The sequence below is a fragment of the Nocardioides eburneiflavus genome, from assembly GCF_004785795.1.
Classification (GTDB): domain Bacteria; phylum Actinomycetota; class Actinomycetes; order Propionibacteriales; family Nocardioidaceae; genus Nocardioides; species Nocardioides eburneiflavus.
In genome coordinates this window covers 4,199,160-4,221,380 of sequence record NZ_SRRO01000001.1, presented here as the reverse complement: position 1 = coordinate 4,221,380, position 22,221 = coordinate 4,199,160, and the positions used below count along the sequence as shown (strand labels likewise).

27 protein-coding genes are annotated in these 22,221 nt (G+C 71.2%); 22 read left to right on the top strand and 5 right to left on the bottom strand.

Annotated elements, in window-relative coordinates:
• Nucleotides 1–3: 3 nt before the first annotated feature.
• The 3 genes from EXE59_RS19800 to EXE59_RS19790 all read left to right on the top strand — a co-directional run bounded on the left by EXE59_RS19800 (nt 4) and on the right by EXE59_RS19790 (nt 2,570).
• Nucleotides 4–972 carry a heme o synthase gene (locus tag EXE59_RS19800; protein ID WP_135840431.1) on the top strand — a complete coding sequence of 323 codons (969 nt, stop codon included), beginning with the start codon at nt 4–6 and terminating at the stop codon, nt 970–972.
• A 147-nt stretch (nt 973–1,119) separates the two neighbouring features.
• Nucleotides 1,120–2,085 (top strand): hypothetical protein, encoded by a 966-nt coding sequence (locus EXE59_RS19795; protein ID WP_135840430.1) that lies wholly within the window; start codon nt 1,120–1,122, stop codon nt 2,083–2,085.
• Nucleotides 2,082–2,570, top strand: a complete 489-nt coding sequence (locus EXE59_RS19790) for a class F sortase (RefSeq protein ID WP_135840429.1) — start codon at nt 2,082–2,084, stop codon at nt 2,568–2,570. Before EXE59_RS19795 ends, EXE59_RS19790 begins: the two co-directional genes overlap by 4 nt.
• On the opposite strand, the gene EXE59_RS19785 is transcribed toward EXE59_RS19790, so the two are convergent.
• Genes EXE59_RS19785 through EXE59_RS19775 form a run of 3 tightly spaced genes read right to left on the bottom strand, consistent with a single transcriptional unit; the run spans nt 2,567 to nt 5,237 of the window.
• Nucleotides 2,567–3,496, bottom strand: a complete 930-nt coding sequence (locus EXE59_RS19785) for a COX15/CtaA family protein (protein ID WP_246056926.1) — start codon at nt 3,494–3,496, stop codon at nt 2,567–2,569. The genes EXE59_RS19790 and EXE59_RS19785 overlap by 4 nt on opposite strands.
• Complete coding sequence (locus tag EXE59_RS19780; RefSeq protein ID WP_135840427.1) at nt 3,496–4,302, bottom strand: ABC transporter permease; 807 nt, start codon at nt 4,300–4,302, stop codon at nt 3,496–3,498. Before EXE59_RS19780 ends, EXE59_RS19785 begins: the two co-directional genes overlap by 1 nt.
• Nucleotides 4,299–5,237, bottom strand: a complete 939-nt coding sequence (locus tag EXE59_RS19775; RefSeq protein WP_246056925.1) for an ABC transporter ATP-binding protein — start codon at nt 5,235–5,237, stop codon at nt 4,299–4,301. The genes EXE59_RS19780 and EXE59_RS19775 overlap by 4 nt, the downstream gene beginning before the upstream one ends.
• Nucleotides 5,238–5,301: 64 nt before the next feature.
• Here EXE59_RS19775 and EXE59_RS19770 point away from each other — a divergent pair, with 64 nt between their 5' ends.
• The 10 genes from EXE59_RS19770 to EXE59_RS19725 all read left to right on the top strand — a co-directional run bounded on the left by EXE59_RS19770 (nt 5,302) and on the right by EXE59_RS19725 (nt 13,966).
• Nucleotides 5,302–6,300: an ATP-binding cassette domain-containing protein gene (locus tag EXE59_RS19770; protein ID WP_135840426.1), complete on the top strand. Its 999-nt coding sequence runs from the start codon at nt 5,302–5,304 to the stop codon at nt 6,298–6,300.
• The gene (locus EXE59_RS19765; RefSeq protein ID WP_135840425.1) at nt 6,297–7,157 is read left to right on the top strand and encodes an ABC transporter permease; all 861 of its coding nucleotides are present in this window, start codon (nt 6,297–6,299) and stop codon (nt 7,155–7,157) included. Before EXE59_RS19770 ends, EXE59_RS19765 begins: the two co-directional genes overlap by 4 nt.
• Before the next feature lie 99 nt (nt 7,158–7,256).
• Complete coding sequence (locus EXE59_RS19760; RefSeq protein WP_135840424.1) at nt 7,257–7,949, top strand: helix-turn-helix transcriptional regulator; 693 nt, start codon at nt 7,257–7,259, stop codon at nt 7,947–7,949.
• A complete protein-coding gene (gene sufB, locus EXE59_RS19755) occupies nt 7,946–9,364 on the top strand; it encodes a Fe-S cluster assembly protein SufB (protein ID WP_135840423.1) in 1,419 nt (472 codons plus the stop codon). The genes EXE59_RS19760 and sufB overlap by 4 nt, the downstream gene beginning before the upstream one ends.
• Nucleotides 9,365–9,475: 111 nt before the next feature.
• Nucleotides 9,476–10,696 carry a Fe-S cluster assembly protein SufD gene (sufD, locus tag EXE59_RS19750; RefSeq protein WP_135840422.1) on the top strand — a complete coding sequence of 407 codons (1,221 nt, stop codon included), beginning with the start codon at nt 9,476–9,478 and terminating at the stop codon, nt 10,694–10,696.
• The gene (locus tag EXE59_RS19745) at nt 10,696–11,031 is read left to right on the top strand and encodes a non-heme iron oxygenase ferredoxin subunit (protein ID WP_135840421.1); all 336 of its coding nucleotides are present in this window, start codon (nt 10,696–10,698) and stop codon (nt 11,029–11,031) included. Before sufD ends, EXE59_RS19745 begins: the two co-directional genes overlap by 1 nt.
• A complete protein-coding gene (gene sufC / locus EXE59_RS19740) occupies nt 11,028–11,786 on the top strand; it encodes a Fe-S cluster assembly ATPase SufC (RefSeq protein ID WP_135840420.1) in 759 nt (252 codons plus the stop codon). Before EXE59_RS19745 ends, sufC begins: the two co-directional genes overlap by 4 nt.
• A gap of 61 nt (nt 11,787–11,847) precedes the next feature.
• Entirely contained in the window at nt 11,848–13,086 is a 1,239-nt protein-coding gene (locus EXE59_RS19735) for a cysteine desulfurase (RefSeq protein ID WP_135840419.1), read from the top strand.
• A complete protein-coding gene (sufU, locus tag EXE59_RS19730; protein ID WP_135840418.1) occupies nt 13,083–13,577 on the top strand; it encodes a Fe-S cluster assembly sulfur transfer protein SufU in 495 nt (164 codons plus the stop codon). Before EXE59_RS19735 ends, sufU begins: the two co-directional genes overlap by 4 nt.
• Nucleotides 13,574–13,966, top strand: coding sequence for a metal-sulfur cluster assembly factor (locus EXE59_RS19725; RefSeq protein WP_135840417.1), 393 nt, complete (start codon nt 13,574–13,576; stop codon nt 13,964–13,966). Before sufU ends, EXE59_RS19725 begins: the two co-directional genes overlap by 4 nt.
• Before the next feature lie 126 nt (nt 13,967–14,092).
• Here EXE59_RS19725 and EXE59_RS19720 read toward each other — a convergent pair whose 3' ends face one another.
• On the bottom strand, nt 14,093–15,055 hold the full coding sequence (locus tag EXE59_RS19720) for an SMP-30/gluconolactonase/LRE family protein (RefSeq protein WP_135840416.1): 963 nt from the start codon (nt 15,053–15,055) through the stop codon (nt 14,093–14,095).
• Nucleotides 15,056–15,174: 119 nt separating this feature from the next.
• On the opposite strand from EXE59_RS19720, the gene EXE59_RS19715 reads away from it, so the two are divergent.
• From EXE59_RS19715 to EXE59_RS19675, 9 genes are all read left to right on the top strand, one after another.
• Complete coding sequence (locus EXE59_RS19715) at nt 15,175–15,957, top strand: aminoglycoside adenylyltransferase domain-containing protein (RefSeq protein WP_135840415.1); 783 nt, start codon at nt 15,175–15,177, stop codon at nt 15,955–15,957.
• Nucleotides 15,958–16,000: 43 nt separating this feature from the next.
• Complete coding sequence (locus EXE59_RS19710) at nt 16,001–16,402, top strand: hypothetical protein (protein ID WP_135840414.1); 402 nt, start codon at nt 16,001–16,003, stop codon at nt 16,400–16,402.
• Between the two features lie 31 nt (nt 16,403–16,433).
• The gene (locus EXE59_RS19705; protein ID WP_135840413.1) at nt 16,434–16,979 is read left to right on the top strand and encodes an NYN domain-containing protein; all 546 of its coding nucleotides are present in this window, start codon (nt 16,434–16,436) and stop codon (nt 16,977–16,979) included.
• A gap of 52 nt (nt 16,980–17,031) precedes the next feature.
• Nucleotides 17,032–17,280 (top strand): ATP-binding cassette domain-containing protein, encoded by a 249-nt coding sequence (locus EXE59_RS24890; RefSeq protein ID WP_342777219.1) that lies wholly within the window; start codon nt 17,032–17,034, stop codon nt 17,278–17,280.
• Between the two features lie 22 nt (nt 17,281–17,302).
• Nucleotides 17,303–17,878 (top strand): ABC transporter permease, encoded by a 576-nt coding sequence (locus EXE59_RS19695; protein ID WP_135840412.1) that lies wholly within the window; start codon nt 17,303–17,305, stop codon nt 17,876–17,878.
• 22 nt (nt 17,879–17,900) lie between these two features.
• Nucleotides 17,901–18,143 (top strand): helix-turn-helix transcriptional regulator, encoded by a 243-nt coding sequence (locus EXE59_RS19690; protein ID WP_135840411.1) that lies wholly within the window; start codon nt 17,901–17,903, stop codon nt 18,141–18,143.
• A gap of 20 nt (nt 18,144–18,163) precedes the next feature.
• Nucleotides 18,164–18,772, top strand: coding sequence for an acVLRF1 family peptidyl-tRNA hydrolase (locus EXE59_RS19685; RefSeq protein ID WP_135840410.1), 609 nt, complete (start codon nt 18,164–18,166; stop codon nt 18,770–18,772).
• Nucleotides 18,773–18,881: 109 nt separating this feature from the next.
• Nucleotides 18,882–20,198: an HNH endonuclease gene (locus EXE59_RS19680; RefSeq protein ID WP_135840409.1), complete on the top strand. Its 1,317-nt coding sequence runs from the start codon at nt 18,882–18,884 to the stop codon at nt 20,196–20,198.
• 67 nt (nt 20,199–20,265) lie between these two features.
• Nucleotides 20,266–21,189, top strand: coding sequence for a phosphotransferase (locus tag EXE59_RS19675; protein ID WP_135840408.1), 924 nt, complete (start codon nt 20,266–20,268; stop codon nt 21,187–21,189).
• A 12-nt stretch (nt 21,190–21,201) separates the two neighbouring features.
• On the opposite strand, the gene ypfJ is transcribed toward EXE59_RS19675, so the two are convergent.
• Nucleotides 21,202–22,125, bottom strand: a complete 924-nt coding sequence (gene ypfJ / locus EXE59_RS19670) for a KPN_02809 family neutral zinc metallopeptidase (RefSeq protein ID WP_135840407.1) — start codon at nt 22,123–22,125, stop codon at nt 21,202–21,204.
• Nucleotides 22,126–22,221: the final 96 nt, after the last annotated feature.

Here is a 22,221-nt window from a genome sequence, read left to right as displayed (position 1 = left end):
ACCGTGTCCCACGCCGGTCCCGACGCTGCCGCGTCCGCCCGGCCGTCGACCGGTGACGACGACACCGGGCCGGAGGGTCCGAAGACCTGGCGCGACGTGGTCGGGGCCTACGTCGGGCTGACGAAGCCCCGCGTGATCGAGCTGCTCCTGCTCACCACCGTGCCGGTGATGTTCTTCGCCGCGCGCGGGATCCCGGACCTGGACACGGTCGTGTGGACCGTGCTCGGCGGGACCTTCTCGGCCGGGTCGGCGTCGGTCTTCAACTGCGTCTACGACCGTGACATCGACGAGCAGATGCGTCGGACGCGCCGCCGAGCGCTGCCGCGCCACATCGTCTCGCCGCGCGCGGCACTGGTCTTCGGCTTCGTGCTCGGCATCCTCTCGACGGTGATCCTCTACGCCGGCGTCAACCTGCTCTCGGCCGTCCTGTCGGTCATCGCGATCGCCTTCTACGTCTTCGTCTACACGATGGTCCTCAAGCGCCGGACGACCCAGAACATCGTGTGGGGCGGGATCGCCGGCTGCTTCCCGACCCTCATCGGCTGGACGGCCGTCACCGGGTCGTTGGCGTGGACGCCGGTCGTGCTGTTCCTCGTCGTGTTCTTCTGGACCCCGCCGCACACCTGGGCGCTGGCCCTGCGCTACCGCGAGGACTACCGCAACGTCGACGTCCCGATGCTCCCGGTGGTCAAGCCCGCCCGTGAGGTCGGCCGGCAGGTCGTCGTCTACAGCTGGGTGATGGTCGCGACCTCGCTGGTCCTCTGGCCGGTCGCGGGCACGAGCCTGGTCTACCCGGTCATCGCCGCCGCGCTGGGAGCGGTCTTCCTCGTCGAGGCGCACCGGATGTGGTCGCGCACCAAGGCGTCCGAGGCCCTCGGCGAGATCAACCCGATGCGGCTCTTCCACGCCTCGAACCTCTACCTGTCGCTGCTCTTCGTCGCCGTGGCACTGGATCCCCTGCTCGGCCTCTAGCCCAATTCCCAAGGTCTCGTCAGGAGTCTTGCGAACCCTAGAGACCATCTTGAGGAAACCTGCCGTGTTGGACGGCCCGAAGCCCCGTTGAATTCTCGCAGGGGGAGGCAGTGGGTCTCCCCCGCGGGAGCAGGGGAGTACTTCAGCATGTCTTCATCACGGAAGCGACAGGACCGGACCGCTGGGGGAGCGGCCCGATCCGTCTCGAGGGTCGTCACCCTCGTCCTTGCCGTCGGCTTCGCCGTCGTCGGCGTCGCCGGCGCGGCCAGCGCCCACCACAACACCATCACGGGCACCGTCACCTGCAAGTCGGGCGGCGGGTGGAGCGTCGCCTGGAGCGTCGAGAACAGCGAGCAGATCACCGAGACCATCACCGCCTCCAACCGAGCCGCCGTCGTCCCGGTCGGCACGCAGCTCACCGCGAGGCAGACGCGTACGTTCACCGAGACCGTCACCGCCAAGCCGACGTCGCCGCTCAGGCTCGAGCTGTCGGCCCGGTGGTCCAACGGCACGACCGCCACCAACTCCGGCAGCATCGCGGTGTCGTCGTTCGCCGACGGGTGCAACGTGACCACCGTCGACGCGCCGTCGATCCCCGTGGTGGACGAGTGCGGGCCGGGCAACGCCCACTACGGCCAGGTGCCCTCCGGCCCCTGGACGTCGACCACCAACCCCGACGGCAGCGTGACCGTGACCACCACGCCCGGCCACCAGTTCCCCGACGGGCAGACGACCCTCACCTACCCGGCGCCGGCCGACAGCAACCAGCCGTGCCCGACCCCGCCCGTCGTCACCCCGCCGGTCACCACGCCGCCGGAGGTGCTGCCTGCCCAGGTGCGCGTCGTGTCCGCCAACGCCCGCAAGATCGACAAGTGCGGCCGCGCGAGTGACCTGTTCAAGGTCGTCAGGAGCCGAGGCGTGGTCTACCGGGCCAACGGCAAGGTCGTGCGGCAGGGCGCCTGGATCAAGGCCGAGAAGCGCAGCGTGACCGTGCGTGCGCGGGCGGTGGACGAGACGTTCCGGCTGCGCGGCAAGCAGGTGTGGCGGATGACCTTCACCGACAAGCCGTGCGCCCGCGCGCCCCAGGTCGCGCCCGACACCGGGGCGCGATGACGCGCACCGGTGCGCTCGGCGTGGTCGCGGCACTCGTGCTCGGGGCAGCCGTCCTGACCGGTCAGGGTGCGGCCAACGCCGCCCCTGACCGGTTGCAGGTCGCCCGGACGGGCACGGACGCCGTCGTGATCAAGGTGCCCGCGCGCGGCGACACCCTGGCGGTCGGCTCCCGGCTGCGGGGAGCGGTCTACACCTGGTCGAAGGGCGACCCGCCCTGCGACCCGACCGGCAGCACGGTCTACGCAGGGCACGCGTGGCGCGCCGGCAACGGAGTCGCCGACCGGTGGGGCAGGCTCCGGCGCGGTGACGTCGTCCGGGTCGCCGGGTGCAGGTTCGAGGTCACCCGGCGGGAGTACTGGCCGGCCAAGCGCCGGATGGGCTCGCTCTACTCGGTCTCCGGGCCGGCGCGCATCGTGCTCGTGGGCTGCAAGCCCGACGACTACTCGCGGCGCACCGTCGTGTTCGCCCGCAAGGTCGGACGCTAGACCGGGCGGGTCGCAGCGTGGGGCTGCGGCCCGCCGTCGGCCACCGCCTCGCGGTCGACGCGGTGGGGGAGCACCGCCAGGGCGACGCGGGCGAGGCCGGCGGCCAGCAGCGCGGCGCCGAGCATGTGCAGCGCCACCAGGGCGACCGGCAGGTCGAGCCAGTACTGCACCCATCCCACGACGCCCTGCAGGACCTCGACGACGAGCACCAGGCCGGTCACGCGGGCCAGCCAGTGGTGCCCACCGCGCACCGCGACGACGAGCAGGGCGACGGTGAGTGCGACCAGGACGTACACGGAGACAGCGTGCACCTGCGACACCGTCGCCGGGTCGAGGCCGTTGCGTGGCGAGTCGGTGTCGCCGGCGTGCGGTCCGGCGCCGGTCACGACGGTGCCGAGGTAGAGCGCCACCCAGCCCGAGGCCAGCGTCGCCCACGCCAGCGCGCGGGGCAGCGGGGGTGCCGGGCCCCGGTCAGGGCTGCGGAGCTCGTCGAGGAGCGCGACGCACACCATGACCATCGCCATCGACAGCAGGAAGTGCCCGGCGACGATCCACGGGTTGAGGTCGGTCAGCACGGTGATGCCGCCGATGCCTGCCTGCAGCGGGATGCCGAGCCCGACCAGGAGCGAGAGCCGCGTCGCGCGCCGGTGCATGGCGCCCAGCGCGGCGAGGAAGCACAGGAGGGCGACAGCACCCAGCACGAAGGTCAGCAGCCGGTTGCCGAACTCGATGGCGCCGTGCAGGCCGAGCTCCCCGTGCGCGACGTACGACTCGTCGGTGCACCGCGGCCACGTCGGACAGCCGAGCCCCGAGCCGGTCAGCCGGACGGCGCCGCCGGTGACGACGATGCCGATGTTGGCGAGCAGGTTGGCGACGGCCAGGGGCCACAGGTGCGGCGCGAGCCTGTCGAGGATGGTGTCTCTCATCATTCCCACTTGAAGGTCCGTGCGGTGAGCACCGTGCCCACCGCTGCCCAGGCGACGAGCACCAGCAGCGACCGGCCGTCGACCTGCGCGTCCACGAGCGCGGTCCTCATCGCCTCGCCCAGCGCGCCCGACGGCAGCCACTGGATCACCGCGCCCGCCGCACCGTAGGTGCTGGTCGGCAGCACGACGCCGCCACCGGCCATGAGCAGGAGGTAGACCAGGTTGGCGAGGGCCAGGGTCGCCTCGGCGCGCAGCACACCGGCGACGAACAGGCCGAGTGCGGCGAACGCCGCCGTGCCCAGGCCGACGGCCAGGGCCAGGCCGAGCAGCGTACGGACCGGGTGCGTGAGCGTGGGCTCCCAGCCGAGCAGGAGACCGACCACGACCAGCACCACGAGCTGGAGGGCCACGACGTTGAGCAGGGCCAGCGCCTTGCCGAGCAGCAGGCCGTGCCGCGGCAGCGGCGAGGACCCGAGGAGCTTGATCACTCCGTAGCGGCGCTCGAACCCCGTGGCGATGGCCACGGACGTGAACGCGGTCGACATCACGGCGAGGGCCAGCACGCCGGGGGTGAGCACCTCGACCGCCCCGAGGCCGCCGAGGGTGCTGCCCAGACGGCCGGCGGCGGCGACGCCGCCGACGAGCACGATGACGGGGATGACGAGGGCGAGCAGGAGCTGCTCGCCGTTGCGCAGCATCAGCCGCGCCTCCATCCGCGCCTGCGCGAGCACCATCCGGGCGAGCGGTGCGCTGCCGGGTGCGGGTGTGAAGGTGGTCGGGGGCGTGTCCGTACGGGGTGGGGTCATGGCGCGAGCTCCCGTCCGGTGAGCTCGAGGAAGACGTCCTCGAGGGTGCGCTGGCCCAGGTTCAGGGTCTGGGGGAGCACGCCATGCTCCTCGCACCACCGGGAGACCCTCCCCAGCGTCGAGGCGTCGGCCGGACCGTGGATGAGCATGCTGACCTCGTCGAGCTGGCGGACCTCGGTCTGCGGACCGAGGTCACCCCGCAGCGACTCGGGTGCTCCGTCGGGGAACGGGCGGTTGACGACGAGCCGGATCGTGGCCGAGCGGCCGCCGCGGGTCAGCTCGGCGGGCGTGCCGCTGGCGATGGCCGTGCCGCGGTCGATGATGTGGATCCGGTCGGCGAGGTGCTCGGCCTCGTCCATGTGGTGGGTGGTCAGCACGACGGTCACCCCGTCCGTACGGATCTCCTCCAGCAGCTCCCACGTCGTGCGCCGGGCCTGCGGGTCCATGCCGGCGGTCGGCTCGTCGACGAAGACCAGCTCGGGGCGCCCGACCAGGGCGACCGCGAGGCCCAGCCGCTGGCGCTGCCCACCGGACAGCCGGCGGTAGGGCGTACGGCCGCAGTCGCCGAGGCCGAGGCGCTCGACGAGCATCGAGGTGTCGAGCGGGTGGGCGTGCAGCGCGGCCATGTGCTCCAGCATCTCGACGGCGCGTACGCCGCTCCAGGCGCCGCCGCCCTGCAGCATCACACCGATGCGCGGCAGCAGGGCCGAACGGTCGCGCTGGGGGTCCAGCCCCAGCACACGGACCGTGCCGCGCTGGGGGGCCCGGTAGCCCTCGCAGGTCTCCAGCGTGGTCGTCTTGCCGGCACCGTTGGGTCCGAGGACCGCCGTGATCGAGCCGCGCGCCACGTCGAGGGAGAGACCGTCGACCGCGACCTTGTCGCCGTAGGCCATCACCAGTCCGTCGATCTCGACGGCGGGGGAGGCGGGTGGCACGCCCCGATTCTAGGTGCGCCATATCGAGGAGCGGTTGTCGGTCCCTACGGTTAGCGTGCTGTCCATGACGCGAGCTCCAGCAATCGAGGCCGACGGCCTCGTCAAGCACTTCGGTGAGACCGTCGCGGTCGACGGGGTGTCCTTCGAGGTCCCGGAGGGCTCGGTGCTCGGGCTGCTCGGGCCCAACGGCGCCGGCAAGACCACCACGGTGCGGATGATGACCACGCTGACCAGGCCGACCGCCGGCACCGGGCGCGTCGCCGGCCACGACATCACGGCCGATCCTGCGGGGGTGCGGCGCAGCATGGGGCTGACCGGTCAGGCGGCCACCGTGGACGAGCTGCTGACCGGCCGGGAGAACCTCCGCCTCATCGGCAGCCTCTACGGTCTCGACGCCGGCTACATCAGGCGTGCGAGCGACGAGCTGCTCGAGCGGTTCTCGCTCGCCGACGCCGGCGACCGCACGGCCAAGACCTACTCCGGCGGCATGCGGCGCAGGCTCGACCTGGCCGTGAGCCTGATCGCCACCCCGCCGGTGCTCTTCCTCGACGAGCCGACGACCGGCCTCGACCCGCGCTCGCGGGTCGAGCTCTGGGAGGTGCTGCGCGAGCTGGTGGCCGACGGCACCACCCTGCTGCTCACCACGCAGTACCTCGAGGAGGCCGACCAGCTCGCCGACAACATCGTGGTGATCGACCGTGGCACCGTGATCGCCGAGGGCACCCCGCTCCAGCTCAAGGACCAGTCCGGCGCCGCGGCCCTGGTGGTGACCGTGTCCCACGCGAGGGACCTGGCGGCCGCCGAGGAGCTGCTGCGCCCCCACGTTCGCGAGGTCCACGTCGACGCCGGCTCCCGCCAGCTGACCGCTCCGGCCGAGGGGCTGGGCCACATGACGCGCGTCGCCGGACTCTTCGACCAGAGCGAGATCGTCCTGGACGACATCGGCCTCAAGCGGCCGAGCCTCGACGACGTCTTCCTCCACCTCACCGGCCACCGGGCCGAGGAACATCCCGACGACACAGATCAGACAGCCGGCGAGCCGGCAGGGGAGATGACCCGATGACCAGCCCCACGACCGACCCGACGACCCGCTCGACGACCACGCTGGAGCGCCCCGAGGTCCGCACGACCGGCCTGCTGGCGCAGTCGTGGGCGATCGCGCGCCGCAACTTCCTCCACATCAGGCGCATGCCAGAGATGCTGCTCGACGTCACCATCCAGCCGGTCATGTTCGTGCTGCTGTTCGCCTACGTCTTCGGCTCCTCCATCGACGTCGCCACCCCCGCCGGCTACCGCGCCTTCCTGCTCGCCGGGATCATGGCCCAGACCGTGGCCTTCGCCTCGTTCATCGTCGCGGTCGGGCTGACCGCCGACCTCGACAAGGGCATCGTCGACCGGATGCGCTCGCTGCCCATCAACCCCGCCGCGGTGCTCGTCGGTCGCAGCATCTCCAGCCTGGCCCACTCCTCGATCGGCCTCGTGGTGATGTCGCTGACCGGCCTGGTCATCGGCTGGCGGATCCACACCAACGTCTTCGAGGCGGCGCTGGGCTACCTCCTGCTCCTCGGGTGGGGCTTCGCGATGATCTGGGTCGGCATCTGGGTCGGGTCGGCCATGCGCTCGGTCGAGGCCGTCAACGGCGTCATGTTCGCCACGATGTTCCCGATCACGTTCCTCGCCAACACGTTCGCGCCCACCGACCGCATGCCCACCTTCCTGCGGTTCATCGCCGAGTGGAACCCGATCTCGTCGCTGACCCAGGCGGTCCGCGAGCTCTGGGGCAACGACCAGCCGCTGGCCGAGGGGGCGGCGTTCCCGATGCACCACCCGATCCCGTTCACGATCGGCTGGATCATCCTGATCACCGCCGTCGTCGCGCCGCTCGCGATCCGCACCTTCCGCGCCCGCACGGCCGACTGAGGCGGGTTCCGCGCAGCGACGAGGTCCCGGCGGACCCACCAGCGTGACTTAGGTGACCCTTGCTTGAAGGGCGTACGGCAATAACGTCACACTGTCGTTGTGGAATTCACCAGGACGGCTGCAAGCCTCGACACGGACGCGCCCACGCGCGACCGTGTGGCGCGCACGATCCTGGAGAACGGTCCGTCCACGGCCGCCGACCTGGCGGGCCGCCTCGACCTCACCCCGGCCGCCGTCCGGCGCCACCTCGACCACCTCGTCGCCGAGGGCGTCGTGGAGTCGCGCGAGCAGAAGGTCTACGGCACCCGCGGTCGCGGGCGACCCGCCAGGGTGTTCGCCCTGACCGAGGCCGGGCGTGACAGCTTCGACCAGCAGTACGACGACCTCGCCGTGCAGGCCCTGCGCTTCCTGGCCGAGACCCAGGGCGAGGACGCCGTCGTCGAGTTCGCCCGTCGTCGGGTCGCGTTCGTCGAGCGCGACTACGCGGCCGTCATGGCCGTCGACCCCGACCTGAGCCCGGCCGAGGCCCTGGCGAAGGTCTTCACCCAGAACGGCTACGCCGCGTCGGTGCGCGAGCTCGCGCCCGCGACCGGCGTCAGCCTGCCGCAGCTGTGCCAGCAGCACTGCCCGGTCTCCCACGTCGCGCACGAGTTCCCGCAGCTCTGCGAGGCCGAGACCGAGGCGATCGGCGCGGTGCTCGGCACCCACGTCCAGAGGCTGGCGACCATCGCCCACGGCGACGGCGTCTGCACGACCTGCATCCCCCAGACCCCGAAGAAGGAGAAGGCATGACCTCCATCGAAGAACTCAACCCGGAGCTCAAGGGCATCGGCAAGTACGAGTTCGGCTGGTCCGACTCCGACACCGCGGGCGCTGCGGCGACGCGAGGCCTCAACGAGGACGTCGTGCGCGACATCTCGGGCAAGAAGTCCGAGCCGCAGTGGATGCTCGACCTGCGCCTGAAGGGGCTCAAGCTCTTCCACCGCAAGCCGATGCCGACCTGGGGCTCCGACCTGTCGACGATCGACTTCGACAACATCAAGTACTTCGTGCGCTCCAGCGAGAAGCAGGCCACCTCGTGGGAGGACCTGCCCGAGGACATCAAGAACACCTACGACAAGCTCGGCATCCCGGAGGCGGAGAAGCAGCGCCTCGTCGCCGGGGTCGCCGCGCAGTACGAGTCCGAGGTCGTCTACCACTCGATCCGCGAGGACCTCGAGGAGAAGGGCGTCATCTTCGTCGACACCGACACCGCGCTGAAGGAGCACGAGGAGCTCTTCAAGGAGTACTTCGGCACCGTCATCCCGGTCGGGGACAACAAGTTCGCCGCGCTCAACACCTCGGTGTGGTCGGGCGGCTCGTTCATCTACGTGCCCAAGGGCGTCCACGTCGACATCCCGCTCCAGGCCTACTTCCGGATCAACACCGAGAACATGGGCCAGTTCGAGCGCACGCTGATCATCGTCGACGAGGACGCCTACGTGCACTACGTCGAGGGTTGCACCGCACCGATCTACTCCTCCGACTCGCTGCACTCCGCCGTCGTGGAGATCATCGTGAAGAAGGGCGGCCGCTGCCGCTACACGACCATCCAGAACTGGTCCAACAACGTCTACAACCTCGTCACCAAGCGCGCCACCTGCGAGGCCGGCGCGACGATGGAGTGGGTCGACGGCAACATCGGCTCCAAGGTGACGATGAAGTACCCCGCGATCTACCTCATGGGCGAGCACGCCAAGGGCGAGACGCTCTCGATCGCGTTCGCCGGCGAGGGCCAGCACCAGGACGCCGGCGCCAAGATGGTCCACGCGGCCCCGCACACCTCGAGCTCGATCCTGAGCAAGTCGGTGGCGCGCGGCGGCGGCCGTACGTCCTACCGCGGCCTGATCCAGGTCAACGAGGGCGCCCACGGCTCCAAGTCCAACGTGCTGTGCGACGCGCTGCTGGTCGACCAGATCAGCCGCAGCGACACCTACCCCTACGTCGACATCCGCGAGGACGACGTGTCGATGGGCCACGAGGCGAGCGTCTCGAAGGTCTCCGACGACCAGCTCTTCTACCTCATGTCGCGCGGCATGGAGCAGGACGAGGCGATGGCGATGATCGTGCGCGGCTTCGTCGAGCCGATCGCCAAGGAGCTGCCCATGGAGTACGCCCTCGAGCTCAACCGCCTGATCGAGCTGCAGATGGAAGGCGCCGTCGGCTGACTGATCCGGAGCGCACGCCGCGCCCGCGAAGCGGTTCGCACCGCGCGCTCCGGAAGACAGTATGAAGTCCCTCGGAGGACGTGTCCTTCGAGCAACGAGGAAAGTAGAGCTTTGACCGTCACTGATTCCGTCCGCTCCGCGCTGGAGCAGACCCCCGAGCTGGACAAGGTGGAGAGCCACCTCCACCCGGCCGGCTCGTACGACGTCGCCGACCACGCCGTCCCGACGGGCCGCGAGGAGATCTGGCGCTTCACGCCGCTCAAGCGGCTCCGGGGCCTCCACGCGGACGCCGAGTTCATGCGCTCGGCGACCTCCTGCACCTGGAACACCCCCGAGGGCGTCCGCGTCGAGGGCGTCTCCGGCGAGGAGGCCCGGAGCCTGCGCGGCATCTCCGGCCTGGTGCCCAACACCCGCTGGGCGGCGCGCGTCCTGGCCGAGGTCCCCTCGAGCCTGCTCGTCGACGTCCCGGCCGACACCGAGGTCGCCGAGCCCATCGTCGTCGACCTCGACGGCACGGACGTCACGGTGACCGAGGGCGGTCACGTCGCGCTCCGCTTCGGCGCGCACAGCAAGGCGATCGTCGTGCTCAACCACACCGGCTCGTCCACCGTCGCCGCGGTCGTCGAGGTCGCGGTGGGGGACGGTGCCGACGTCACCGTGGTGTCGATCCAGGACTGGGCCGACGACGCGGTCCACCTCTCGCACCACCAGGCGCGGGTCGGTCGCGACGCGACCTACAAGCACGCCGCGATCTCGTTCGGCGGCGACCTGGTCCGGATGGACGCCAACGTCACCTACGACGGCCCCGGCGGCTCCGCGGAGCTCCTCGGCCTCTACTTTGCCGACGCCGGACAGCACATCGAGCACCGGATCTTCGCCGACCACACCGCCCCGCGCACCAAGTCGCACGCCGTCTACAAGGGCGCGCTCCAGGGCGAGAAGGCGCACACCGTCTGGGTGGGCAACGTGCTGATCCGCAAGGTCGCCGAGGGAATCGAGACCTACGAGGAGAACCGCAACCTCGTCCTCACCGACGGGTGCCAGGCCGACTCGATCCCCAACCTCGAGATCGAGACCGGCGAGATCGAGGGGGCGGGCCACGCCTCGGCGACGGCGCGCTTCGACGACAACCAGCTCTTCTACCTCCAGTCGCGCGGCGTCTCCGAGCAGGAGGCCCAGCGGCTGGTCGTGCACGGCTTCTTCAACGACCTCATCCGCCAGGTCGGCGTGCCGTCGATCGAGCAGCGGCTGCTGACCACGGTCGAGGCGGAGCTCGCCAAGAACGTCCTCAAGGACGTCGGTTCGCTCGCCGCCTTCGGATCGGACGACTGATGACCTTCGAGCGCGCGTGCGCGCTGGACGAGGTCCAGGCCGACCAGGCCCTCGCAGTCACCGTCGGCCGCTACGGCCTCGCCATCGCGCGCGACGGCGACGAGGTCTTCGCCATCGAGAACACCTGCAGCCACGCCGAGGTCGCCCTCAGCGAGGGCGAGGTCGCCGATTGCCAGATCGAGTGCTGGCTGCACGGCTCGATGTTCGACCTGCGCACCGGCAAGCCCACCAACCTCCCCGCGACCGAGCCGGTCGCCACCTTCCCGGTCGACGTACGCGGCAACGACGTCTACGTCGACACCGAGACCACCCTGAACGGAGTCACCCCCGCATGAGCAAGCTCGTCATCACCGACCTGCACGTCAATGTCGAGACCGAGGACGGCCCCAAGGAGATCCTCAAGGGCGTCACCCTCACCATCAACGAGGGCGAGACCCACGCCATCATGGGGCCCAACGGCTCCGGCAAGTCGACGCTCGCCTACTCGATCGCCGGCCACCCGAAGTACACGATCACCAGCGGCACGGTGACCCTCGACGGCCAGGACGTGCTCGCCCTCTCCGTCGACGAGCGCGCCCGCGCCGGCCTGTTCCTCGCGATGCAGTACCCCGTCGAGGTCCCCGGCGTCTCGGTCTCGAACTTCCTGCGTACGGCCAAGACCGCCATCGACGGCGAGGCGCCCAAGCTGCGCACCTGGGTCAAGGACGTCAACGGCGCCCTCGAGCGACTCAACCTCGACGCGAGCTTCGGCACCCGCAGCGTCAACGAGGGCTTCTCCGGTGGCGAGAAGAAGCGCCACGAGATCGCCCAGCTCGAGCTGCTCGACCCCAAGGTCGCGGTGCTCGACGAGACCGACTCGGGCCTCGACATCGACGCCCTCAAGATCGTGGCCGAGGGCGTCAACCGCTTCCGGCAGCGTGAGGGCAAGGGCGTCCTGCTGATCACCCACTACACGCGCATCCTGCGCTACATCGAGCCCGACCACGTCCACGTGTTCGTCGACGGCAAGGTCGCCGAGTCCGGTGGCAAGGAGCTCGCCGACCAGCTGGAGGCCGAGGGCTACGACAAGTACCTGAAGGCGAACGCCTGAGGGTTCGAGGCTCGCTGCGCTCGCACCTCAACCACCGACGGTAGGCACGAAAGGAAGGACCATGGAAGGACTGCTCCCGGATCTCGACGTGATCCGCAAGGACTTCCCGATCCTCGAGCGCACGCTCGCGGGCGGAGTGCCGCTGGTCTACCTCGACAGCGCCAACACCTCGCAGAAGCCCCAGGTCGTCATCGACACGATGGTCGACCACCTCGAGCGCCACAACGCCAACATCGCCCGCGCCATGCACCAGCTCGGTGCGGAGTCGACCGAGGCCTACGAGGCGGCGCGGGACCAGGTCGCGAGGTTCCTCAACGCACCCTCACGCAACGAGGTGATCTTCACCAAGAACGCGACCGAGGCGCTCAACCTGCTCGCCCGCACGATCGAGCTCGGTCCCGGCGACAACGTCGTCATCACCGAGATGGAGCACCACTCCAACATCGTGTCGTGGCAGCTCGCCTGCGAGCGGTCAGGCGCGGAGCTGCGGTGGTTCGGCCTGACCGACGACGGTCGGCTCGACCTGAGCAACGCCGACCAGCTGGTCGACGAGCACACCAAGGTCGTCGCGTTCACCTGGGTGTCCAACATGCTCGGCACGATCAACCCGGTCGCAGAGCTGTGCGCCCGCGCGACCGCGGTCGGCGCGTACTCCGTCGTCGACGCCTCGCAGGCGGCGCCCCAGCTGCCCGTCGACGTACGGACGACGGGGTGCGACTTCCTGGTCTTCACCGGCCACAAGGTGACCGGTCCGACCGGCATCGGCGTGCTGTGGGGACGTGAGGAGCTGCTCAACGAGCTGCCGCCGTTCCACGGCGGCGGCGAGATGATCGAGACCGTCACCATGGCACGCTCGACCTACGCCAAGGCGCCGCACCGCTTCGAGGCCGGTACGCCCCCGATCGTCGAGGCGGTGGGCCTGGGGGCGGCGGTCGACTACCTCCGCCACATCGGCCTCGACTCCATCCACCGGCACGAGCAGGCGATCACGGCGTACGCCCTCGAGGGCCTCCAGTCCGTGCCGGGCCTCACCGTCCTCGGTCCCCTCGACGCCGCCGACCGCGGCGGAGCGATCTCCTTCGAGCTCGACGGCGTGCACCCCCACGACATCGCGCAGGTCCTCGACTCGCGAGGCGTCGCCGTACGGGCCGGCCACCACTGCGCGAAGCCGGCGCACGCGCGTTTCGGCGTGCAGAGCTCGACCCGGATGTCGTCCTACCTCTACACGACGCCGGCCGAGGTCGACGCGCTGGTCGAGGGCCTCCACCACACCCGCAGCTACTTCAAGGTGGGCGGATGAGCACCGACCTCGACGCCCTCTACCAGGAGATCATCCTGGACCACTACAAGAACCCGCACCACAAGGGTCTGAGAGGTGACCCGTCCGCTGCCGGCACTGCCGAGGTGCACCACGTCAACCCCACCTGCGGCGACGAGGTGACCCTGCGGGTGCACCTGTCCGACGATGCCGACGGACCGGTCGTCGAGGACGTGTCCTACGACAGCGTCGGCTGCTCCATCTCGCAGGCGTCGGCTTCCGTGCTGACCGACCTCGTGATCGGCAAGCCGGTCGACGAGGCGATGACCATCCACCAGACCTTCCTCGAGCTCATGCAGGGCAAGGGGCAGGTCGAGCCGGACGAGGACGTCCTCGAGGACGGGATCGCCTTCGCCGGCGTCGCCAGGTTCCCCGCGCGCGTCAAGTGCGCGCTGCTCTCCTGGATGGCGTGGAAGGACGCGACCACCCAGGCCCGCGCAGATTCGGCCCAGACCCAAGGAGAGACCGCATGAGCGAGATCGACCACTCCGACCTGCCCGAGGTTCCCGAGGCCGCCCAGGCCGCCCAGGCCGCCCAGGGCGCTGGCACGTCCACGGTGACCGTCGAGGACGTGACCGAGGCGATGAAGGACGTCGTCGACCCCGAGCTCGGGATCAACGTCGTCGACCTCGGCCTCGTCTACGACGTGCACCTCGACGAGCACAGCAACGCCGTGCTCGACATGACCCTCACGTCCGCGGCCTGCCCGCTGACCGACGTGATCACCGACCAGACCGAGTCCGCGCTCGAGGGCCTGGTCGGCGACGTCGCGATCAACTGGGTCTGGATGCCGCCGTGGGGCCCGGACAAGATCACCGACGACGGCCGCGAGCAGCTGCGCGCCCTCGGGTTCAATGTCTGAGGTCGGGCACGCGCGCAGCGCGTGACCGAACCCGAAGAGGTTGAGGGAGCCCCGCGGGCGAGCTCGCGAGCCCGCGACGGGCGGCTCGAAACCTGCTCGAGGAGGCTCAGAACATCTGGCGGGCGATTAGTCGCCGGCCTTCGCCCTGACCTTCGTCACCCAGTAGTCGGTGGTCGGGGTCGGCGGGGTGGTGAACCGCGCGTTGGGCAGGTAGAGGTGCGAACCGAACCTCGCGACGGTCGTCGGCACGTCGAACGACGTCGACGCCGGCAGGTCGTCGGCGGTGATCGTCCGCACGAGCCGGCCGGTGAGAGCGGTGCGCGAGAGGCGCAGCACGGCGACCTCGTTGATCCGGTTGCGTACGACGTAGAGGGTGCGGCCGTGGCGCAGCATGCCGTCGCCCATGGTGAGCGACGCGCCCCCGAGGTCGACCTCCGTGGCCTCGCCGGTGGCCGGGGCGACGCGGTAGAGCAGCCCGGTCGTGGAGTTCACCACGAGCAGCGCCCGGCCCGTCGGGGTGGTGCTGATGCCGTTGACGCCGAACCCGGTGCCCTGCTCCCACTCGCCCGTCAGGGGCAGGGTGGTGGTCGCCGTCCCTGGCCCACCGCCGGCCCCGCGATCGACGCGGTAGAGCTGGGCCTGCGAGGAGTCGGTGAACCACGCGGCGGTGCGGGTGAGGACGACGTCGTTGACGAAGCTGGGGCCGGTCGTCAGGGTGCGGTCGTCCAGCACGACACCGGTCTCGGTGTCGATGATCCGCGCGGTGCCGGAGGTGCCACCCGCGACGTAGAGGCGACCCTGTCGGTCGGACTTCATCCCCACCGACGGGGTGCCCGGGCCCTGGCTGATGACGGAGCCGTCGCCGGTGCGCAGCGAGACCTCGTAGATGTCCCCGTCGGCACGCGACCCGAACCACGCCGTGGGGCCGGGACCGAGGGCGATGCCCTCGGGCTGGAAGCCGTCCGGCAGCTCGACGCGGGCGGGGAATGTGTCCCGGGGGGCCGCGGTCACGCCGCTGGCGGTCGGTACGACCGGCGACAGGGCCACGCCGAGGGCGGCGATGGTGCAGGTGAGGACGAGGCGACGCATGAGGACCTCCGAGTCGGTGGGGGACCTTCGACCGTAGCCCTGCGCACCCACGCCGGACCAGTGCGCTGGGAGCCGGATATTCCGTGGCGGCGCGAGACGTACGGGCGCACACTCCATGCGTGCTCAACCCCCACCCGACGCGCTACGCCGAGCTCAACGGCGTGCTCCACGACCTCGTCACCAGCGCGCAGTCCGCGCTCGGCGAGTCGTTCGTGGGCGCCTACCTGCAGGGCTCCTTCGCCCTGGGCGCGGGGGACCTGCACAGCGACTGCGACTTCCTCGTCGTCGTGCGCGAGCGGCCGGACGCCGGGCAGGAGGCGGCGCTGCGGGCCTTGCACCGCGACCTGCCGCACCGGGAAGGCCACTGGCACCGGCACCTCGAGGGGTCGTACGCCGTCGCGCGCGACCTGAGGTCGGTCGAGGGGCTGGGGCGGGAGTGGCTCTACGTCGACCACGGCGCGGACGAGATGCGGTGGTCGGAGCACTGCAACCAGCCGTGGACGCGCTGGATCCTGCGTGAGCACGGGGTGACGATCGTCGGTCCGTGCCCGGTCGAGCTGATGGACGCGGTGCCCGACCACGTGCTCCGCGAGAGCGCGCGCGCCGGACTGGTGACCCTCGCCGACGACGTCCTCCGATGGTGCCCGCCCACGATCGCGTGGTGCCAGCGCTACCTCGTCGTGCAGGCGAGCCGCAGCATGTACACCGTCCGCACCGGTGAGGTGGCCAGCAAGCGCGACGCCCTGCGCTGGGCGATGATGCACGGCGACCCCCGGTGGCGGCCGTTGCTCCAGCAGGTGCTCGCTGACCGGGACCTCGGCCTCGACCCGCTGGCCGAGCCGAGGCCCGGCTCGATGGAGGCGGCGCGGGAGTTCGCGGCGTACGTCGCCGCCGTGGCCTGACCGGGCGGGCACCGCCCGACGGGCCGGTCGCTAGGCTGCGGCCATGGAGCAGCCCGAGGTCGACCCCAGTGCCGTCGAGACCACCGAGGTCGCCTTCGACCACGAGGAGCTGCGGGTCTTCTGGGACCTCGCCCGCTTCCACGCCAAGCTCAACGCTGCCCCGACCTACTTCGGGCCCACGACCCTCGAGTCCGTGCCGCCCCCCGCCTGGGCGTACGGCGACACGCCCGAGGAGTCGGACGCGTTCGTCGCGCAGGTCCTCGCCGACGGGACGGGGAGCACGACCGCGACCGAGGCCGAGTACGCCGGCGAGCTGCCGCAGCCGGGCGTGCTGTCGATCCTGTGCGACGGGTCCGGCGTCCCGCGGGCGCTCGTCGAGGTGACCGACGTGGCCGTGACCGATGGTGAGGTCGTCGAGTCCTTCAAGGTCGTCTACCAGGCCTGATCCCCGCCGGTCGGTGTGGGAGAGTCCTCGCATGGCCGACCGGATGACCTACCTCCTCGTCGACGGGGAGAACATCGACGCCACCCTGGGCACCTCGATCCTGGGTCGGCGCCCCCGTCCGGAGGAGCGACCCCGCTGGGACCGCCTGCTCGAGTGGGCGGAGCGGGCCTTCGACCAGGACGTCACCGGCCTCTTCTTCCTCGCCGCCACCACCGAGCTGCCGATCAGCTTCGTCCAGGCGCTGCTAGCGATCGGCTTCAAGCCGATCCCGCTGAGCGGCGAGGGCAAGGTCGTCGACATCGCCATCCAGCGCACCGCCGAGGCGCTCGTGCCGCGGGATGCCGACGTGGTCCTGGTGAGCCACGACGGGGACTTCGTCGACCAGGTCTCGGCCCTGTGCGACGGCTCCCGGCAGGTCGGCGTCATCGGCTTCACCGAGTTCGTCAACTCGCAGTTCCGCAACCTGCCGGGCCTGCGGATCTTCGACCTCGAGTACGACCTCGGCGCCTTCAACACCCCGCTGCCGCGCACCCGGGTCATCCCGATCGACGAGTTCGACCCGCTCGACTTCCTCTGAGCCCGATGTAGCACTCTTGCTATCGAGATAGCACCAGGACTACATTCGACCGGTGAGCAGCGTGCCCGACCCGGTCGTCGACGTCCGCGACCTGCGCATGCGCTACGGCGACAAGGACGTCCTGTGCGGGGTGGACTTCTCCATCGCAGCCGGCGAGGTGGTGTGCCTGCTCGGGCCCAACGGCGCCGGCAAGACGACCACGATCGAGATCCTCGAGGGCTTCCGCGACCGCTCGGCGGGGGAGGTCCGGGCCGCCTCGTCGGCGCTCCCGGACTCGTGCCGCTGCACGAGGTCGAGGTAGGCGTCCTCGAGGCTCGCCCCTCCTGCGCGCCAAGGCCGTCCCGCACGGTCTCGTCGGCTACTTCGCCGGCCAGCTGGTGCTGCACTCTGCGAGCCTGCTCCCGCAGACCGTCGCAGTGCTCGTGCCGAGCTTCCTGCTGTTCGACGGCCTGATGGCCCACCCCAGCGGCTGGTTCACGATCGCGTGGGTGGTCGTCCTCGGGCTGCTGGCGACCCTCCCGATCGGCATGGCGGTGGGAGCCCTCGTGCCGTCGGTGCAGAAGGTCGGCATGTGGGGGATGCTGCCGGTCATGGTGCTCGCCGGGATCTCCGGCATCTTCTACCCGATCCAGGCCCTGTGGGGATGGGTCCAGGTCGTCGCCCAGCTCTTCCCGATGTACTGGATGGGCCTCGGCATGCGGTCCGCCTTCCTGCCCGACTCCTACGTCGGCGCCGAGATCGCCGACTCGTGGCGCACGTGGGAGACCGTCGCGGTGCTCGGCGCGTGGGCGGTCCTCGGTGCGCTCGTCGCCCCGGCGCTGCTGCGCCGCATGGCCAGGAGGCAGTCGGGGTCCCAGGTGGCTGCGGCGCGCGAGGCTGCGACACAGTGGGTCAGGTGAAGGGTCGGAGGAGGAGGGTCAGGTGAGCGAGTCCGTGCACAACCGCATCGCGCTGCTGCGCGCCGAGCAGGGCGTCTCCCGCCGCGACCTCGCGACCGCGCTGGGGGTGCACTACCAGACCGTCGGCTACCTCGAGCGCGGCGAGAACAGCCCCAGCCTCGAGCTCGCCCTGCGGATCTCCGCCTTCTTCGACCTCCCGGTCGAGGCGGTCTTCTCGCTGTCCCCGTTCCCGCGCATCAGCGACCAGGCAGGTCGCCCCGCCTGACGGACCGCTAGGTTCGCCACGTGCCCCACGTCCTGGTCCCCGTCGCGCGCTGGGAGCGCTGGGTGGCCAACTTCGCCACCGGCCACGGGGGAGCGACCCTGTCTGTGGCCGACGGTGCGCTGTGCGGGCGGGCGGTGGACGGCTCGCACTTCGCCGCGCGCCTGCCCTTCGGGACGTCGTACGCCGGGGTTCCCGAGGCGGGCGCGTTCGCGGCGCTGGCGGTGGCGCCGGGGGAGTGGGGCGTGCTGCTGGTCCGCAAGGGCGGGTTCGCGGTGGCGCGGCTGCGCGGCACCGACCTCGTCGAGCACAAGGTCGGGCAGCGGCACGTGCAGGGTCGCACCAAGGCCGGCGGGCAGAGCCAGCAGCGGTTCGCGCGCCGCCGCGACAACCAGGCGCGACAGGCGTACGAGGCCGCTGCCGACCACGCAGCCCGGATCCTGAGCGGCACCACCCGCCTCGTCGTCGCCGGCGGGGACCACGCCGCGGTCGATGCCGTCCTCGACGATCCGCGCCTGTCGTCGGCCACGGTGGTCGCGCCGTGGCTGCCGGTGCCGGACCCCCGGCGGGCGGTCCTCGACGGGGCCATCGCGGACGCGCAGGCGATCGCCGTCGAGGTCGTCAACGCCTGACGTCGTCGAATCTCTGCGACACGTTGACCAAGCGACCCAGTTATGAGATAATCGAACATACATTCGATGAGACGGGAAGAGTCTGGTGGCAGGTCGAGAAGAGGGTCAGATGTGGCAGGTCGACGACCTGCACGCCCTTGCTGACCTCCTCGCCGACCTGACGCCCGCCGCGCTCGGTCCTGACCTGCTCGACCAGCTCGAGGCGCTCGAGCGGATCAAGTCCGCGGCCGCGGCCGCGCAGGCCGTCGTCTCGGCCACCTTCGCGGACGCCGCCGACAGCGAGGACCTGCCGGCCAGCGGTCGGCGTACGCCCCCGCGGGCGATGTCGGTTGGCGCGGAGGTCGCGCTCGCCACGTTGGCCAGCCCGCACGCCGGTGAGCAGCGGGTGCTGCTCTCGCGGCGCCTGCGCGACGACCTGCCGCTCACGCTGGCCGCGCTCGGTCGCGGCGAGCTGACCGAGGGCCGCGCCTTCGCGGTGGCCCGCGAGGTCGCCCACCTCACACCGGAGCAGCGCAGCCAGGTCGATGAGGACCTGGCACCGCGGTCGGCCGGTCTGGGCGACGTGCGCCTGCGCCAAGCGGTGCGGCGCTCGTGCCTGACCATCGCCGCGGAGGCCGAGGCCCGGCGTCACGCCCGCGCGCGTGCCGAGCGCCGGGTCACCTCGCGTCGTCTCGACGACGGCACCGGCCAGCTGGTCGCGACCCTGCCCCTCGAGGTGCTCGCCGCGGTCCGCGCGACCCTCGACTCTGCGGCCGCGACCGCTCGTGCGGAGGGTGACGACCGCACCTCAGGTCAGGTTCGCGCCGACACCCTCGCCGACCGGATCACCGGGGTCGAGACCATGACAGAGGCCGTGCCGGTGCGCGTCAACCTCGTCATCGGTGTCGAGTCCCTCCTCGGCGAGGGCACCGAGCCCGGCCTCGTGCCGGGCGAGGGCTTCCTGCCCGCAGCGCTGTGCACCGCATGGGTACGTCGTGCCAGCGACGCCGCGAAGGCCACCCTCCGACGCCTCTTCGTCAGCCCCGAGGACCGTGCGCTGGTCGCGATGGAGTCCACGAGCCGCCGCTTCGACGGCCTGCTCGCCGAGCTCCTCGACCTCCGCGACGGCGGCACCTGCCGCACCACCGGCTGCAACGCGGCGATCCGCCACCACGACCACGTCACCCGTGCGACCGACGACGGCCGCACCGAGGCGAGCAACGCCCAAGGCCTGTGCGAGCGCTGCAACTACGTCAAGGAGTCACCCGGCTGGACCTCTTGGGTCGCCGACCCGGAAGACACCACACTCCACGAGGTGCACGGCGTCACCGAGCACCTCCGCATCTTCAGATCCACGGCACCACCGCTCCCCGGCGGCCCCACCGGAGCGGTCGACTACTCACCCTTCGAGCTCAGATTCGCCAGCACCTACACCCTGGCCTCGTAGTCACGGGGTCCTCGCGCGAGTGTGCGGGTCGCCCGACACGGACGCCGGGTGCGCTAGGTTCGCGCGCATGGACGGGTCCACTGTGGCGGGCTGGCAGCCGGAGCCGGGCTGGCAGCGGCTGCCGGGCTCCGGTCCCGCGACCGTGGGCCTCTGGTCCGCCACCCACCAGGGACGCGACGTGGTCGTCAAGCGGCTGCAGGCTCCCGATCCCCACGACGTGCCGGGCGTGCTGGTGCCCTGCGACGTGAACTACTGGCGGCGCGCAGCCGACGTGGCGCTGAGCGGGGTGCTGGCCGACGCGCCGGGTCTGCGGGAGGCGCCCGTCGTCCGCGTGGACGAGGACGAGGACGGCGTCACCCTGGTCCACGAGCGGGTCGAGCCCCACGATCCCCCCGGCCTGTGGCTGGCGGCCTGCCTCGGCCGCTTCGCCGCCGTCGACCTGGGCGAGCACCCTTGGCTGGCACGCGACCAGCTGCGGAGCAGGCTGCGCCTCGTCGATCGCCGAGGGGGGTGGCGCACCCTGGCCCGCACGCCGGTCTCCGACATCGCCGACCACCTCTGGTCGCGTCGCGAGCCGTGGTTGGACCGCTGCGACGCCCTCCCTCAGGTCGCGCAGCACGGCGACCCGTCGGCGGCCAACATCCCGGGCCGGCACGGCGACGGAGCCGTAGCGATCGACTGGGCGCACCTCGGGCTGGGGCCTGTGGGTGCCGACCTCGGCTACCTCTCGCTCGCCACGCGCGAGGAGGTCGAGCCGCTGGTCGAGGCGTACGTCTCGGCGCTGCCACCCGGCGTGGCGTCGCCCGCCGACGTGCTCACCGGTGCGCGCGTGATGGCCGTCTACACCGCCCTCACCCGGCTGGACTGGGCCCTCGCTCGCGTCGCCGAGGGCGAGGGAGCGCTGGCCGGCAAGTTCCGCCACCCGAGCGTCGCGCCCTACATCCATGCGATGCAGCGCCAGGTGGGGCACATCGAGGCGCTGCTGGCGTGATGGCCGCCCGGCTCAGAGCTCGCTGGCCGAGAACGTGTCGCAGGCGTCGAGCGTGCCTTCCTCGTAGCCCCGGCTGAACCAGGCCATCCGCTGCTCGGACGAGCCGTGGGTCCAGCCCTCGGGGTTGACGCCCTGTCCCGACCGCTGCTGGATGCGGTCGTCGCCGACCGCCTTGGCTGAGTCGAGCGCCTCGGCGATGTCGCCCTCGTCCAGGGTGAGCAGCTCGCTGTCCTCGGCGTACGCGGTCCACATGCCGGCGTAGCAGTCGGCCTGCAGCTCGAGCCGTACGGCGTCGGACTCCGGGCCCTGCTGGGTGCGCACCTTGCCCATGGTGCCCATGAGGTTCTGGATGTGGTGGCCGTACTCGTGGGCGAGGACGTAGGGCTCGACGAAGTCGCCACCCTGACCGCCGAGCTCCTGCTCGAGCACCTGCGGGAAGAACGTGGTGTCGAGGTAGATCTGCTGGTCGCCCGGGCAGTAGAACGGGCCGACCTGCGAGGTGGCCTGCCCGCACGCGGTGTCGACGCCCCCGGCGAACGTGTTGATCGTGGACGGCTGGAACCGGACGTCGCCCTGGTCGGGCAGGGTCTCGCCCCAGTAGTCCTCGAGCGAGACCGCGACGCCGAGGCGGGCGCAGTCGGGGTCGTCGTTGGCGTCGGCACCGCTGTCGCAGTTGGCATAGCGCTTGTCGCCGGTGTCGATGCCCTCCGGCTGGGCCTGTCCGGAACCGCCGGGGCTGGGCAGGCCGCCTCCGCCGCCCATGCACTGGGTCAGCACGACGAACAGGATGATGATGATGAGGCCGCCGATGCCGCCTCCGGCGCGGGTGCCCCCGGGGAGCGGGATCCGCATCCCGCCGCCGCCGCCGGCGCCGCCGCTTCCGCCGACGTCGCGGACGCGGCCACCGCTGATGTCGGCCTTCGGGTTGAAGCGCATGTGCGTGGCCTTTCCGCGGGTCTGGAGGGTTGGGACAGCCTCTTGCGCACAGTAGCGCGACGTGCGCCGATGGGGCTCCTGCCTCCACCCCTTCGT

Excerpts from the sequence above, each read along its gene's own strand:
- EXE59_RS19780 (WP_135840427.1), bottom strand. The coding sequence starts at position 4,302 with ATGACCCCACCCCGTACGGACACGCCCCCGACCACCTTCACACCCGCA.
- EXE59_RS19790 (WP_135840429.1), top strand. The coding sequence starts at position 2,082 with ATGACGCGCACCGGTGCGCTCGGCGTGGTCGCGGCACTCGTGCTCGGG.
- EXE59_RS19705 (WP_135840413.1), top strand. The coding sequence starts at position 16,434 with ATGGCCGACCGGATGACCTACCTCCTCGTCGACGGGGAGAACATCGAC.
- sufC (WP_135840420.1), top strand. The coding sequence starts at position 11,028 with ATGAGCAAGCTCGTCATCACCGACCTGCACGTCAATGTCGAGACCGAG.
- EXE59_RS19725 (WP_135840417.1), top strand. The coding sequence starts at position 13,574 with ATGAGCGAGATCGACCACTCCGACCTGCCCGAGGTTCCCGAGGCCGCC.
- EXE59_RS19745 (WP_135840421.1), top strand. The coding sequence starts at position 10,696 with ATGACCTTCGAGCGCGCGTGCGCGCTGGACGAGGTCCAGGCCGACCAG.
- EXE59_RS19680 (WP_135840409.1), top strand. The coding sequence starts at position 18,882 with ATGTGGCAGGTCGACGACCTGCACGCCCTTGCTGACCTCCTCGCCGAC.
- EXE59_RS19710 (WP_135840414.1), top strand. The coding sequence starts at position 16,001 with ATGGAGCAGCCCGAGGTCGACCCCAGTGCCGTCGAGACCACCGAGGTC.
- EXE59_RS19675 (WP_135840408.1), top strand. The coding sequence starts at position 20,266 with ATGGACGGGTCCACTGTGGCGGGCTGGCAGCCGGAGCCGGGCTGGCAG.
- sufB (WP_135840423.1), top strand. The coding sequence starts at position 7,946 with ATGACCTCCATCGAAGAACTCAACCCGGAGCTCAAGGGCATCGGCAAG.
- EXE59_RS19720 (WP_135840416.1), bottom strand. The coding sequence starts at position 15,055 with ATGCGTCGCCTCGTCCTCACCTGCACCATCGCCGCCCTCGGCGTGGCC.
- EXE59_RS19770 (WP_135840426.1), top strand. The coding sequence starts at position 5,302 with ATGACGCGAGCTCCAGCAATCGAGGCCGACGGCCTCGTCAAGCACTTC.
- EXE59_RS19785 (WP_246056926.1), bottom strand. The coding sequence starts at position 3,496 with ATGAGAGACACCATCCTCGACAGGCTCGCGCCGCACCTGTGGCCCCTG.
- ypfJ (WP_135840407.1), bottom strand. The coding sequence starts at position 22,125 with ATGCGCTTCAACCCGAAGGCCGACATCAGCGGTGGCCGCGTCCGCGAC.
- sufU (WP_135840418.1), top strand. The coding sequence starts at position 13,083 with ATGAGCACCGACCTCGACGCCCTCTACCAGGAGATCATCCTGGACCAC.
- EXE59_RS19795 (WP_135840430.1), top strand. The coding sequence starts at position 1,120 with ATGTCTTCATCACGGAAGCGACAGGACCGGACCGCTGGGGGAGCGGCC.
- EXE59_RS19765 (WP_135840425.1), top strand. The coding sequence starts at position 6,297 with ATGACCAGCCCCACGACCGACCCGACGACCCGCTCGACGACCACGCTG.
- EXE59_RS19735 (WP_135840419.1), top strand. The coding sequence starts at position 11,848 with ATGGAAGGACTGCTCCCGGATCTCGACGTGATCCGCAAGGACTTCCCG.